This is a genomic window from Streptomyces actuosus (assembly GCF_016921115.1).
GTDB lineage: Bacteria > Actinomycetota > Actinomycetes > Streptomycetales > Streptomycetaceae > Streptomyces > Streptomyces actuosus_A.
The window spans coordinates 37,352-50,813 of record NZ_JAFFZS010000024.1; the positions used below are offsets into that span (position 1 = coordinate 37,352).

12 protein-coding genes are annotated in these 13,462 nt (G+C 73.0%); 5 read left to right on the top strand and 7 right to left on the bottom strand.

The features are described 5' to 3' along the window. Positions 1-35 precede the first annotated feature (35 nt). Positions 36-1,220: a quinolinate synthase NadA gene (nadA, locus tag JS756_RS25025; protein ID WP_205385448.1), complete on the top strand. Its 1,185-nt coding sequence runs from the start codon at positions 36-38 to the stop codon at positions 1,218-1,220. A 178-nt stretch (positions 1,221-1,398) separates the two neighbouring features. On the opposite strand, the gene JS756_RS25030 is transcribed toward nadA, so the two are convergent. The 5 genes from JS756_RS25030 to JS756_RS25050 all read right to left on the bottom strand — a co-directional run bounded on the left by JS756_RS25030 (position 1,399) and on the right by JS756_RS25050 (position 7,889). Further along, positions 1,399-4,500, bottom strand: a complete 3,102-nt coding sequence (locus JS756_RS25030; RefSeq protein ID WP_205385449.1) for an efflux RND transporter permease subunit — start codon at positions 4,498-4,500, stop codon at positions 1,399-1,401. A gap of 266 nt (positions 4,501-4,766) precedes the next feature. Beyond that, positions 4,767-5,450 carry a response regulator gene (locus JS756_RS25035; protein ID WP_205385450.1) on the bottom strand — a complete coding sequence of 228 codons (684 nt, stop codon included), beginning with the start codon at positions 5,448-5,450 and terminating at the stop codon, positions 4,767-4,769. Further along, positions 5,447-6,688: a sensor histidine kinase gene (locus JS756_RS25040; protein ID WP_205385451.1), complete on the bottom strand. Its 1,242-nt coding sequence runs from the start codon at positions 6,686-6,688 to the stop codon at positions 5,447-5,449. Before JS756_RS25040 ends, JS756_RS25035 begins: the two co-directional genes overlap by 4 nt. Before the next feature lie 111 nt (positions 6,689-6,799). Further along, entirely contained in the window at positions 6,800-7,078 is a 279-nt protein-coding gene (gene pspAA, locus JS756_RS25045) for a PspA-associated protein PspAA (RefSeq protein ID WP_205385452.1), read from the bottom strand. A 34-nt stretch (positions 7,079-7,112) separates the two neighbouring features. Then, positions 7,113-7,889 carry a PspA/IM30 family protein gene (locus tag JS756_RS25050; RefSeq protein ID WP_205385509.1) on the bottom strand — a complete coding sequence of 259 codons (777 nt, stop codon included), beginning with the start codon at positions 7,887-7,889 and terminating at the stop codon, positions 7,113-7,115. 300 nt (positions 7,890-8,189) lie between these two features. Between JS756_RS25050 and JS756_RS25055 the strand changes: the two genes are divergently transcribed. The 3 genes from JS756_RS25055 (at position 8,190) to JS756_RS25065 (ending at position 10,753) form a co-directional block, all read left to right on the top strand. Beyond that, a complete protein-coding gene (locus JS756_RS25055; RefSeq protein WP_205385453.1) occupies positions 8,190-8,819 on the top strand; it encodes a DUF3043 domain-containing protein in 630 nt (209 codons plus the stop codon). Between the two features lie 83 nt (positions 8,820-8,902). Further along, on the top strand, positions 8,903-9,604 hold the full coding sequence (locus JS756_RS25060; protein ID WP_205385454.1) for a class I SAM-dependent methyltransferase: 702 nt from the start codon (positions 8,903-8,905) through the stop codon (positions 9,602-9,604). 60 nt (positions 9,605-9,664) lie between these two features. Then, positions 9,665-10,753, top strand: coding sequence for a S1C family serine protease (locus JS756_RS25065; RefSeq protein ID WP_205385455.1), 1,089 nt, complete (start codon positions 9,665-9,667; stop codon positions 10,751-10,753). A 42-nt stretch (positions 10,754-10,795) separates the two neighbouring features. On the opposite strand, the gene JS756_RS25070 is transcribed toward JS756_RS25065, so the two are convergent. Continuing rightward, entirely contained in the window at positions 10,796-11,008 is a 213-nt protein-coding gene (locus tag JS756_RS25070) for a hypothetical protein (RefSeq protein ID WP_205385456.1), read from the bottom strand. Positions 11,009-11,120: 112 nt separating this feature from the next. Here JS756_RS25070 and JS756_RS25075 point away from each other — a divergent pair, with 112 nt between their 5' ends. Continuing rightward, the gene (locus JS756_RS25075; protein WP_205385457.1) at positions 11,121-12,329 is read left to right on the top strand and encodes a bifunctional adenosylcobinamide kinase/adenosylcobinamide-phosphate guanylyltransferase; all 1,209 of its coding nucleotides are present in this window, start codon (positions 11,121-11,123) and stop codon (positions 12,327-12,329) included. Positions 12,330-12,520: 191 nt separating this feature from the next. Here JS756_RS25075 and JS756_RS25080 read toward each other — a convergent pair whose 3' ends face one another. Beyond that, positions 12,521-13,447, bottom strand: coding sequence for a class I SAM-dependent methyltransferase (locus tag JS756_RS25080; RefSeq protein WP_205385458.1), 927 nt, complete (start codon positions 13,445-13,447; stop codon positions 12,521-12,523). Positions 13,448-13,462 lie beyond the last annotated feature (15 nt).

A 13,462-nucleotide genomic window follows, 5' to 3' on the forward strand; every position in this document is an offset into this window, starting at 1 on the left:
CGTCAGATCGACGAAAAGTAGAAAGGGTGCGTGTCGTGACCACCGCCCACACCACCGAGCTCGACGTGCAGCCGACTCCGCTCGCCCTGCTGCTGCTCGGCCGCGAGGCCGACCCGAGGAGCGAGCGGGGTGTCGAATGCCCCGGCGACCTGCCCTCGCCCTCCGACCCCGACCTGGTCGAGCGCGCCCGTGCGGCCAAGGAGAAGCTCGGTGACAAGGTCTTCGTCCTCGGCCACCACTACCAGCGCGACGAGGTCATCCAGTTCGCCGACGTCACGGGCGACTCCTTCAAGCTGGCCCGCGACGCGGCCGCGCGCCCGGAGGCCGAGTACATCGTCTTCTGCGGTGTGCACTTCATGGCGGAGTCCGCGGACATCCTGACCGGCGACGACCAGAAGGTCGTCCTGCCCGACCTCGCCGCCGGCTGCTCGATGGCCGACATGGCGACGGCCGAGCAGGTCGCCGAGTGCTGGGACGTGCTGACCGAGGCGGGCATAGCCGACCGGGTCGTCCCCGTCTCGTACATGAACTCCTCGGCGGACATCAAGGCGTTCACGGGCAAGCACGGCGGCACGATCTGCACCTCCTCCAACGCCGAGCGGGCCCTGGAGTGGGCCTTCCAGCAGGGCGAGAAGGTCCTGTTCCTGCCCGACCAGCACCTCGGCCGCAACACCGCCGTCCGCGACATGGGCATGTCCCTGGACGACTGCGTCGTCTACAACCCGCACAAGCCGAACGGCGGGCTGACCGCCGACGAACTGCGCGCCGCGACGATGATCCTGTGGCGCGGCCACTGCTCGGTGCACGGCCGCTTCAGCCTGGACTCGGTCGACGACGTGCGCGAGCGCATCCCCGGCGTGAACGTCCTCGTCCACCCGGAGTGCCGGCACGAGGTCGTCGCCGCGGCGGACCACGTCGGCTCCACCGAGTACATCATCAAGACCCTGGAGGCGGCCCCGGCCGGCTCCAAGTGGGCCATCGGCACGGAGCTGAACCTGGTCCGCCGTCTGGCGAACCGCTTCGCGCCCGAGGGCAAGGAGATCGTCTTCCTGGACCGCACGGTCTGCTTCTGCTCCACCATGAACCGCATCGACCTGCCCCACCTCGTCTGGGCCCTGGAGTCCCTGGCCGAGGGCACCCTCGTCAACCGCATCGAGGTCGACAAGGAGACCGAGGCGTTCGCCAAGCTGGCGCTGGAGCGGATGCTCGCCCTGCCGTAACCACGGCACCGGGACATGGCAGGGGGCCGCACCCGAAGGTGCGGCCCCCCTCTCCGTCCCGTGGTCCTGAGCCGGCTGGTGCCACGGCAGGCAACGTTCGCCCGTCAAGGAGCGGCGTCGGGTGCGTGCCCCCGGCGTGCCGGGCGTCGCGACGGGGCGAACGTTGCCTGTTGTGGCACTAGACCTGCGCCGGCTCCGGCTCCGGTGCGGCCGGCTCCTGCTTCGCCCGCCGCTTCGCCGCGCGCCTGTCCGCCCGGCGCTCCTTGCGGAGCTCCAGCACGGCGTAGAGCGTGGGCACGAGCAGCAGCGTCAGCAGCGTCGAGGTGACCAGGCCGCCGATCACCACGACCGCCAGCGGCTGGGCGATGAAGCCGCCCTCGCCGGTGACGCCCAGAGCCATCGGGGCCAGGGCGAAGACGGTCGCCAGGGCCGTCATGAGGATCGGGCGCAGACGGTGGCGTCCACCCTCGACCACGGCCTCGACGACGCCGTACCCCTGGGCGCGGTACTGGTTGATCAGGTCGATCAGCACGATCGCGTTCGTCACCACGATGCCGATGAGCATCAGCATGCCGATCATCGCCGGGACGCCCATCGGTGTGCCCGTGGCGATCAGCAGGCCGAGCGCACCCGTCGCCGCGAACGGGATGGACACCAGCAGGATCAGCGGCTGGGCCAGGGAGCGGAAGGTGGCCACCAGGAGCATGAAGACGATCGCGATCGCCGCCAGCATCGCCAGGCCCAGGTTCTTGAACGCGTCGTCCTGATCGGAGGTGACGCCGCCGATCTCCGCCGTCGCGCCCGCCGGCAGCTTCAGCGCGTTCAGCTCGGCCGTCAGGTCGGCGCTCACCGCGCCGGTGTTGTCGCCCTTCGGCTTGGCGGTGATGGTGGCCGCCCGCTGACCGTCGATGCGCGTCATCGACACCGGGCCGTCCACCAGCCGCACGTCGGCGATGTCGCCCAGCCTCACCGCGCCCAGCCGCAGGTCCCGCAGCTGCTGCAGCGACCTTGCCGGGTGCGCCGACGTGATGACGACGTCCCGTTCGGTGTCGCCGAGGATCGCCTCGGCGGCCGGGGTGCCGCGGACCGCCTGCGCGACCGCCGTGCCGAGGGTCTGGTCGCTGAAGCCGGCCGCGGCGGCCTCGGCGTTGGCCTTCACCGAGATGCGCGGCACGCTCTGCGACAGGTCGCTGGTGACGTCGGTGACGTCGTCCAGGCCCGCGACCGCCTTGCGGACCTGCTCGGCGGCCGTGCGCAGCACCTCCCCGTCCGCCGCCTTGACGACCACGCTCAGGTCCTGGTTGCCGAAGCCGTCACCGGCCGCGACGGTCGTGGTGCCGATGCCGTCCAGCTTGCCCAGCCCTGCCTCGATGCGCTCCTGGACGTCCTCGTGGTCCGCGGAGTCCTCCAGCATCACCTGGTACGACGCCTGGTTGGTGTCCGTGCCGCCGCCGAAGGCCGCCATGAAACCGGAGGAGCCGACGGTGACCTGGTAGTCCTTGACACCCTCGGTCGCGGCGAGCACCTTCTCGACCTTCCGTGCCTGCGCGTCGGTCGCCGCCAGGCTGGTGCCCGGCCGGAGCTCCTGCCGGACGGTGAGGACCTTCTGGTCGCCCGGGTCGAAGAAGTTGGTCTTCAGCAGCGGGGTCATGCCGAAGGTGCCGACGAGGACGACGACCGCTATCAGCACGCTGGTCAGACGGCGGCGCGTGGCGAAGCGCAGCACGGGGACGTAGAAGCGCGTCAGGCGGCTGTCGGCCTCCTTCCGCTCCGCCCGACGGCGGGCCTCGGCCGCGTCCGCGGGGGTGCCCTTCGGCGCGCGCAGGAACCAGTACGACAGCACCGGCACGACCGTCAAAGACACGACCAGCGACGCCAGCAGCGCCGCCGTCACGGTGATGCTGAAGGAGCCGAACAGCGCCCCCACCATGCCGCCGACCAGGCCGATCGGCAGGAAGACGGCGACCGTGGTGAGGGTGGAGGAGGTGACCGCGCCCGCGACCTCGCGGACCGCGGCGAGGATCGCCGCCTGGCGCTCCTCGCCGTAGCCGAGGTGCCGCTTGATGTTCTCCAGGACGACGATGGAGTCGTCGACGACCCGGCCGATGGCGATCGTCAGCGCGCCCAGCGTCAGCATGTTCAGCGAGAGGTCGCGGGTCCACAGCACGATCAGCGCCAGGACGACCGAGAGCGGGATGCTCACGGCGGTGACGAGCGTGGAGCGCACCGACGCCAGGAAGACGAGGATCACCAGCACGGCGAAGAGCAGGCCGAGAGCGCCTTCCGTGGTCAGGCCGGAGATGGCCTCGGACACGGCCGGACCCTGGTCGCTGACGACGGTGAGGGTGGCGCCGGAGCCGAGGTCCTCGCGCAGACCGGGCAGTTTGTCCTCGACCGCCTCGGATATCGCGACCGCGCTGCCGTCATGGTCCATGGTGACCATCACGGCGAGGCTGGGCCTGCCGTCGGTGCGGGTGATGGAGTCGGCCGGGGCCTCCTCCTGCTTCACCTCGGCGACGTCGCCGAGCCGCACCGGCTTGCTGCCGCGGACGACCAGGTCCTGGATCTGCTGCAACGAGGTGAAGCCGCCGCCGACCCGGACGGTGCGGTTGCTGCCGTCCTCGTCGAAGGAGCCGGCGGGGACCGTGGCACCGCCCGCCTGGAGGGCCTGGGCGAGGGACTGGGTCGTCAGCCCCGCCTTCGCCAGTGCGGCGTCGTCGGGGGTGACGCTGACCCGCAGGTCGCGCACCCCGTTCACGGCGACCCGGCCGACGCCGTCGATGTCCTTCAGGGCCGGTACGACGGTCCGGTCCAGCTGGTCGGCGAGCGCCTGCTGGTCCTTGTCGGAGGTGACGGCGAGGACGACGGTCGGCATGTCGTCGGTGGAACCGGCCACGACCTGCGGGTCGACTCCGTCGGGGAGCTTGGCCCGGGCGCGGTTGACGGCCTGCTGCACGTCGGCGACGAGCCGCGGGGTGTCGTTGCCGTAGTCGAAGGAGGCCACGATCACGGCGTTGCCCTCGCTCGCCGTGGAGGTGACGCCGGTGAGGCCGTCGACGGCTTCGAGGTTGTTCTCGATGGGTTCGACGACCTGCTTCTCCACGACGTCCGGGGAGGCGCCCTGGTAGGGCGCCAGCACGGAGACCATGGGCAGGTCGATGGTGGGCAGCAGCTGCTGTTTGAGCTGCGGGATCGCCATCGCGCCGAAGACCAGCGCGACGATCGACATCAGGCCTGTCAGGGCCCGTTGTGCGAGGCTGAAGCGGGACAGCCAGGACATGGAGTGGGGTCTCTCTTCTGTGAGCGGCAGAAGTGGTGGCCCCTACACCCTGTTGCACGGTCGGGCGCTGTTCCGTAGCCCCCAGGTCCATTTCCTTATCCGGCGTATACTCCAGGCGCAGTACGGACGGGTGGCGGCGGTCCACCCGTGGACGGACCGGGCCGCCGCACCACCGCCGCCGGAAGCCGCCACAGCCGGTTCCTCTCCACACCGTGGGCGTACCGGTCCCCGCGGGCGGGACGGCGGCTGCGCTCCGGTCCCGCTCGTCACTCCTGCCGGGGCCGCACCAGTCCCGACTCGTACGCGATCACCACCAGCTGGGCCCGGTCCCGCGCCCCCAGCTTCGCCATGGCCCGGTTGACATGGGTCTTCACCGTCAGAGGGCTGACCTGGAGGCGCTCGGCGATCTCGTCGTTGGAGCGGCCGCCGGCCACTTGGACCAGCACCTCGCGCTCGCGCCCGGTGAGCGCGGCCAACCGCTCCTTGTGGGCCGGGGCCCCTTCCCCGTCAGCGGGGTCTGCCTGGGCCAGGAAGCGGGCGATCAGGCCCTTGGTGGCGGCCGGGGAGAGCAGGGCCTCACCGCCGGCCGCCACGCGGATGGCGGCGAGCAGTTCCTCCGGCTCGCTGCCCTTGCCGAGGAAACCGGAGGCGCCGGCACGCAGCGACTGCACGACGTAGTCGTCGACCTCGAAAGTGGTCAGGATGACCACGCGGACCCCGGACAGGGACGGGTCGGCGCCGATCATGCGGGTGGCGGCGAGGCCGTCGGTGCCCGGCATGCGGATGTCCATCAGGACGACGTCGGGGCGCTTCTGCCCGGCCAGCCGGACCGCCTCGGCGCCGTCGCAGGCCTCGCCGACGACCTCCATGTCGGGCTCGGAGTCGACCAGCACGCGGAACGCGCTGCGCAGCAGCGCCTGGTCGTCGGCGAGCAGGACGCGGATGGTCATGCGGTCTCCCCCGGTTCACCCGGCACTGCCGTCCGGGTCGTGACGGGCAGGATCGCATGGACGCGGAAGCCCCCTCCGTAGCGGGGGCCGGTGGTGAGGGTGCCGCCGAGCGCGGTGACCCGTTCCCGCATGCCGAGCAGTCCGTGGCCCCCGCCCTGCCGCGTGCCCGGGAGCGGACCGCCGTCGTGCCCGGCGCCGTCGTCCAGGACGCTGATCTCGACCCGGGGCCCCACGCGTACGACGCTGACCTCGGCGTTCGCCGCGGTGCCCGCATGCTTCTGCACGTTGGTCAGGGCCTCCTGGATGACACGGTAGGCGGCCAGGTCGACGGCGGCCGGAAGGGTGGTGTCCGGATCGGTGCGCAGGACCCGGACGCGGAGGCCGGCGCTGCGGAAGGTACCGGTGAGTTCGTCGAGCCGCTCCAGGCCGGGGGCGGGCTCGGTGGGGGCCTCCGGGTCGCCGGACTGGCGGAGCAGGCCGACGGTGGCGCGCAGTTCGTCGAGCGCGCTGCGGCTGGCCTGGCGCACATGGGCGAGGGCCTCCTTGGCCTGGTCGGGCCGCTTCTCCATGACGTGCGCGGCGACGCCCGCCTGCACGTTGACCAGGGCGATGTGGTGGGCGACGACGTCGTGCAGGTCGCGGGCGATGCGCAGCCGCTCCTCGGCGACGCGACGGCGGGCCTCCTCCTCGCGGGTGCGCTCGGCGCGCTCGGCCCGCTCGCGGATGGCCTGCACGAAGGCGCGGCGGCTGCGCACGGCGTCGCCGGCGGTGGCGCCGATGCCGGTCCAGGCGAAGAGGGCGAGGTTCTCCTGTGCGTACCAGGGCAGCGGCCCGGCGAGCATCGCGGCGCCGGTCAGCACGGTCATGGTGAGCAGGCCGGCCCGCAGGGCGGTGGGGCGGTCGGTGGTGGAGGCGACCGTGTACAGGGCGATGACGGCGGACATCGCGACGGGGGCGCGCGGGTCGCCGGTGACGCTCTCGATCAGGGAGAGGGCGCCGGTGACGGCGAGCACGGTCAGCGGGGCGCGGCGGCGCAGGACCAGGGCGGCGGCGCCGAGGGTCATCAGGACCAGGCTGAGCGGGTCGGGGGTGCGCACGCCCCAGGTCACGCCGCTCTCAGCGTGCGGCTCGGCGAACGAGCCGGTGACCATGCAGGCGAGCACCACCGCCGCCAGCGCCGCGTCCAGCGCCAGGGGGTGTGCTCCCAGTCGGCATCTGGCGCGGTCGAGGGTGCTCACCGGAGGAACAGTACGGGGCTCCGGCCGAGGCGGGAACGGAGCAGGCGTCCGTCAGCCCGGGAACCGAGCCGAGCGGTGTCCGTCAGCCCGGGAACCGAGCCGGCCGGTCCGTCAGCCCGGGATCAAGCCGTCGTCGCTGAGCAGTTCCCGGACCTCGTCCAGGGTCGCCTCCTGGGCGGGCAGGATGAGCTCGGAGGGTTCGAGGGCGTCGTCGGGCAGCGGGACGCCCAGCTCGCGGACCCTGGCCAGCAGCGCGTCCAGGGTGCGGCGGAACGCGGGGCCGTCGCCCTTCTCGATCTCGGCCAGCAGCTCGTCGTCCAGCTTGTTCAGCTCGGTGAGACGGCCGTCCTCCAGTCTCACCTGGCCCTCACCCATGATCCGTACGATCACGTCGCCCTCCTCGGCTCGGAACCCCTGCGCCGGCCTACTGTTTGTCGAAGCGCGGGGTGTCCTGCGGCTGCTGCTCGGACTGCTGCTGGTCGGTGCCGCCCTCGATGGCCTGCCGGTCGCCGGAGGGACCTCCGGCCAGCTCGGCCTTCATGCGCTGCAGCTCCAGCTCTACATCCGTACCACCGGAGAGGCGGTCCAGCTCGGCCTGGATGTCGTCCTTGTGCATGCCGGACTGGTCGTCCAGGGCGCCCGAGGCGAGGAGTTCGTCGATGGCGCCGGCGCGGGCCTGGAGCTGAGCCGTCTTGTCCTCGGCCCGCTGGATGGCCAGGCCGACGTCGCCCATCTCCTCGGAGATGCCGGAGAAGGCCTCGCCGATGCGGGTCTGCGCCTGGGCCGCGGTGTAGGTCGCCTTGATCGTCTCCTTCTTCGTGCGGAAGGCGTCGACCTTGGCCTGGAGGCGCTGGGCCGCCAGAGTGAGCTTCTCCTCCTCGCCCTGGAGGGTGGCGTGCTGCGTCTCCAGGTCGGTGACCTGCTGCTGGAGGGCGGACTTGCGGGACAGGGCCTCGCGGGCCAGGTCCTCGCGGCCCAGCGCGAGCGCCTTGCGGCCCTGGTCCTCCAGCTTGGACGACTGCTGCTGCAGCTGATTCATCTGGAGCTCCAGGCGCTTGCGCGACGTGGCCACGTCGGCGACACCGCGGCGCACCTTCTGCAGCAGCTCCAGTTGCTTCTGGTACGAGTAGTCGAGGGTCTCGCGCGGGTCCTCGGCCCGGTCAAGGGCCTTGTTCGCCTTCGCGCGGAAGATCATCCCCATACGCTTCATGACACCGCTCATGGGCTTCGCGCGCCCCCTTCTGACGGACTCCAGCTCCAGCTCACTGCGACAGAACCCACAGTACGGGCCCTGCATCCATTACCGCACTGTTCGGGAACGGATGCGCTCATCCCCAGGGACGACTGCGCACGAACCGGCTCCGGCGTAGGGAGGAGGAAGTGTCCGAGGACGGCCGGTGGACGGGCGTCCCGGGACGTGCGCTGCGTCACTCGTGGATCTGTTCTGTCCCCCCTACAGACGAATGGTGTTGCCGGATCGTTCCCCACGGGGCTGGGGTCCATGCCCCCGGACCCCGTACCCTTGGCTTTTGTGTTCCGTAGCCGTGCCAAGGACGAGAAGGCCCCCGCCGCCGACAAGGCGCCGGTGACCTCCTCCAAGCAGCCCCGTGACCCCCAGGCCCCCAAGGGCCGGCCGACGCCCAAGCGCAGTGAGGCCCAGTCCCAGCGCCGCAGCGTGGCCAACACGCCGACGACGCGCAAGGAGGCCGCCAAGCGCTCCCGCGAGGAGCGGCGCCAGGCCATGGAGCGCCAGCGCCAGGCGCTGGCCAGCGGCGACGAGCGCTACCTGCCGGCCCGCGACAAGGGCCCGGTGCGCCGTTTCGTGCGCGACTTCATCGACTCGCGGTTCAACGTGGCGGAGTTCTTCCTGCCCATGGCCGTGGTCATCCTGGTACTGAGCGTGGTCCGGGTGGGCCGGCTCCAGGCCCTCGCGCTGCTGCTGTGGCTGGTCGTGATCGTGCTGATCGTGCTCGACTCGATCCTCTCGGGCTTCCGCCTGAGGAAGCAGCTGAACGAGCGGTTCCCCGACCGGAACCGGCGCGGCGCGGTCGCCTACGGCCTGATGCGTTCCCTCCAGATGCGCCGTCTCCGGCTGCCCAAGCCGCAGGTCAAGCGCGGAGAGCGGCCCTGAGCACGACGTCGTTCTCCCAGGGCGGGGCCGACGCCTGGCTGAGCCGGGTGGGCGGTCTGCGCGACGTCGTGCGACAGGAGCTGGTGGCACGCCAGCTCGACGAACAGATAGCCGGGCGGTACCCGGTAGGGCAGCGGCTGCGGGTACTCGACGTGGGGATGGGCCAGGGCACGCAGGCGCTGCGGCTGGCCCGCGCCGGTCACCGGGTGACCGGCCTGGAGCAGGACGCCACGATGGTCGCGGTGGCCCGGAAGGCGCTCTCGGAGGAGCCGGAGGGCATCCGCCGGCGGATGCGGATCGTCGAGGGCGACGGCCATGACACCGGTGTCCACTTCCTGCCCGGGAGCTTCGACGTGGTGCTGTGCCACGGCGTGCTGATGTACGTCGAGGACCCCGGCTCCCTGCTGGCGGGGCTGGCGCGGATGCTCGCCCCGGGCGGCCTGCTGTCGCTGCTGGTGCGCAACGGCGACGCGCTGGCGATGCGGCCCGGTCTGTACGGCGACTGGACGCAGGCACTGGCCTCCTTCGACACCGCCGCCTACCGCAACCGCCTCGGCCTGGACGTCCGAGCGGACCGGCGTGAGGCACTGACCTCGACGCTCGCGCGGATCGGTGCACCGCTGCAGGCCTGGTACGGCGTCCGCGTCTTCACGGACACGGCCGCGGACGGGGCGGCGGTCCCCGACGACGCGGAGACGCTGCTGGCGGTCGAGGAGCGGGCCGGGCGGACCGATCCGTACCGGGGGGTCGCGGCGCTGCTGCACCTGTGCGGGGTGCGGGGCTGAGCCCACCCGTTCGGGCGCCCAGCGCAGGCCGGGGCGTTCCCCCGGCACGAGACTCGGCCCATGGACGTTCGCACCTCCCCGGCCCGGCTCCGGGCGACCGCCGCGCTGGCCGCCTGTTCCGGCGTCCTCCTCTCCGTCCTCGCCGGATGCTCGGGCTCCGGTTCGTCGGGCGATCGGGAGACGGCGACGACGCGGGCCGCTCAGCCCGCCGCGCCGGCCCGGCAGAGCGACCAGTTGGAGAGCGCCTACCAGAAGGTGATCAGGACCGTTCTGCCGTCCGTCGTACAGATCCAGGGGCGCACCGGACTGGGATCCGGCGTGGTGTACGACGACAAGGGGCACATCGTCACCAACGCGCACGTCGTCGGCGACGAGAAGGCCTTCCGGGTGACGACCGCCAACAGCGAGCAGCCCCTGTCCGCGACGTTGGTGTACTCCTATCCGGAGCAGGACCTGGCGGTCGTCGAGCTGGACAAGGTGCCGGACGGCCTGAAGCCGGCCGAGTTCGCGGACTCCTCGAAGGTGGAGGTGGGCGACATCGTGCTGGCGATGGGTTCCCCGTTGGGGCTGGCGTCCAGCGTGACCCAGGGCATCGTCTCGGCGACCGGACGGACCGTCACCGAGGGCCGTGCGGGCGGTGGTACGGGCGCCACGATCGGCAACATGGTGCAGACGTCGGCCGCGATCAACCCGGGCAACAGCGGAGGCGCGCTGGTGAACCTGGACGGGCAGGTCATCGGCATCCCGACGCTCGCCGCGACCGACCCCGACCTCGGCAACAGCGCGGCGCCCGGCATCGGGTTCGCGATCCCGGCGTCGATGGTGAAGACGGTCGCCGACCAGATCATCAAGAGCGGCAAGGTCACCGACTCGGGCCGGGCGGCCCTCGGCATCACCGGCCGCACGGTCGTCGACGCCGACTACCAGCCCGCCGGCGTCGCCGTGGTCGAGGTCACCGACGGCGGGGCCGCCGACAACGCCGGGCTGCAGCCCGGGGACATCATCACCGGGCTCGGCGGCGCCGACATCACCACCATCACCTCGCTGGCGGAGCAGCTGGCGGGAATGGCGCCGGGAGAGAAGACGACCGTCACCTACACCCGCGGCGGGGAGAAGAGGACGGCGGACGTGACGCTGGGCGAGCAGTGAGGAGGCGGGCGGCCGGACCCGGGCCGGCCGCCCTGCGCACCCCTACGACTCGTCGGCGTGCAGGCTCATCGGCCCGTAGATCTCCGTGGCGTCCTCGAACAACCGCACCTGGTCCGCTCCGCCCGCCAGCAGCTCCTTGTAGTGCTCCCCGACCCAGGACTCGGCGTCCCCCTGCGTGGTGAACTCCTCCGGCTGCACCGCGGGCTGGACCTCCGTCCCGTCGGCCTTCTCGAACCGCCACGTCCATGCCGCCATGTACGCCTCCCAGGTGTGAGCACATGCAGAGCGGAAGCCGGATCTTGGTCCGGCTCCCGCACCGAGCCTAGCCGGACGCGCAAGACCCGGGGCGGCAAGGGAGGATCGGTGCGTGGAAGTGACTCTGCTCGGCACCGGTGCCCCCGCGGGACTGCCCCGCCCCGACTGCCCCTGCGCCGCCTGCGCGACCGCTCTCGGCGACGACGCCCGGGCGGCCACCGCGCTGCTCGTGGACGGGGCGGTACTGCTGGACCTGACGCCGGGCGCGGTGTTCGCGGCGGCTCGGGCGGGGCGTTCGCTGGGCGACGTACGGCAGGTGCTGCTGTCGCACCCGGGCGACGGGCCGGCCGTGGAGGTGCCGGACGGGCTGCCGCAGCCCGGACGGGTGCCGGACGGGCGGGAGCTGGCGCTGCTGACGGGGCATCGGGTGCGGGCGGTGGCGATGGACGCGCCCGGCACCGGGTACGCGGTGACCGCGCCGGACGGGGGGCGACTGCTGTACCTGCCGCCGGGCGGGGCGCCCGCGGGGCTGGAGGAGGGGACCGCCGCGGCGACGGCGTACGACCTGGTACTCGCCGACGTGGTGGGACGGCCGGACGCCCTGGCCAGACTGCGGGCGGCCGGTGCGGTCGGGCCGGCCACCGACGTCGTCGCCGTCCACCTCGACCACGACGTGCCGCCCGGCGGCGAGGTCCGCCGGCGGCTGGCGGCGGCGGGGGCGCGGGCGGTGCCGGACGGTTCGACGCTGGTGGTGGGGTCCGGCGAGGAGGTGCCGGGCGTGCCGCGGCGGACGCTGGTGCTCGGCGGGGCGAGGTCGGGCAAGTCGGTGGAGGCCGAGCGGCGGCTGGAGTCGTTCCCCGAGGTGCTGTACGTCGCGACGGGCGGAACACGGGGCGGGGACCGGGAGTGGGCGGCCCGGGTCGCCGTGCACCGGGAGCGGCGGCCGGGGTCGTGGCGGACGGTGGAGACGTGCGAGCTGGGGCCGCTGCTGGAGGCCGAGGGGCCGCCGCTGCTCGTCGACTGCCTGTCGCTGTGGCTGACCGACGCGATGGACTCCGTGGGGGCGTGGGACGACGCGGCGTGGGCGGACGGGGGTGAGCGGCTGCTGCGGGAACGGGTGGCCGAGCTCGTGGCGGCCGTGCGGGCGACCCGGCGGACGGTGGTGCTGGTGTCGAACGAGGTGGGGTCCGGGATCGTGCCGGCGACCGCGTCGGGACGGCGGTACCGGGACGAGTTGGGCCGGTTGAACGCGTCGGTCGCGGGCGAGTGCGAGCAGGTGCTGCTGGTGGTGGCGGGGCAGGCCGTGGTGCTGCGGAGCTGAGCGGCACCGCGCGGTGCCCCGCCGGATGCGGCGGGATACGCCCGGTGCGGCGGAGAGCCGGGCCGAACCCGGGCGAGGCGGGCGCGGGCCGGTCCGGCACGGCCTCCCACGGCCCCCACGACGTCCCGGCTCCTCTTCAGGGCCCTTCGGTGCTCCGCCGCGCACCCCCTCAGGGGTTCCCCGCGGTTTCCCTACGCCTCCCCCTTCCTGGCGACGACGCGGTAGGAGTTCGCGAAGCGGGTGCGGCACAGGAAGGGGGACAGGGTGCGGTCCGCCGTGCCGGCCGTGGCGGTCAGCGAGCGGGCCAGCGGGCGGGGCAGCGACCGGCCCGTGGCCAGGGACACCGCCCGCGCCAGGTCCCGCGGCACATGGGCCGACCTGCGGTCCGCCGTCAGGACCGTGCAGCCCTGCTCCTCCAGTTCCGCGCGGATGTTGGCGAGGGGCATCAGCTGGAGGTGGTGCGGCTGGCCGTGCGGGTGCCACCACTTGCCCAGCACGGCGGCGAACGCGCTGGCGGGATCCGGCAGTTCCAGCAGCAGATGACCGCCGGGGCGCAACGCCGTCAGGGCGGCGCGGAGTTCGGCGCGCGGGTCGGGGGTGCGTTCCAGATGGCCGAGGACGCTGACCACGTCGTAGCGGGCACGCAGACGGGCCGTCAGCTCCGGCGCCGTCAGGTGGCCCACGTGCGCCTCCTCCACGCGCTCCGCCCGGCGCGCCCGCACCACCCTCGGCGTGGGGTCGGTGCCGTCGAAGGACGTGTAGGGGAAGAGTTCCTTCGCCGCTCGGGGGAAGGCCCCGTCGCCGGTGCCCACGTCCAGCCAGCTCTCCGGTTCGGGACAGCGCCGGAGCACCGCCCGGGCGGCGTCGCGGTGGTGCCGGCGGCGTACGGCGCTCCCCTCGTCCGCGGCGACGGGCCCGTCCTCGCGGTAGAGGGCCAGGCCCTCGGGCGTCAGGCGCGGGTTCTGGAAGACGTGGGCGCACTCGCGGCACTCGTCGACGGTGAAGGTGCCCGGTCTGCCGTGACGGAGGTCGGGGGCGCGCAGCCGGGTGCGCAGGCGGGGTGCGCCGCACCAGGGGCAGTCCGCGCGGCGGGGCTCGTGGATGGGCCTGGGGGGCATGAGCGGCTCCCGGTG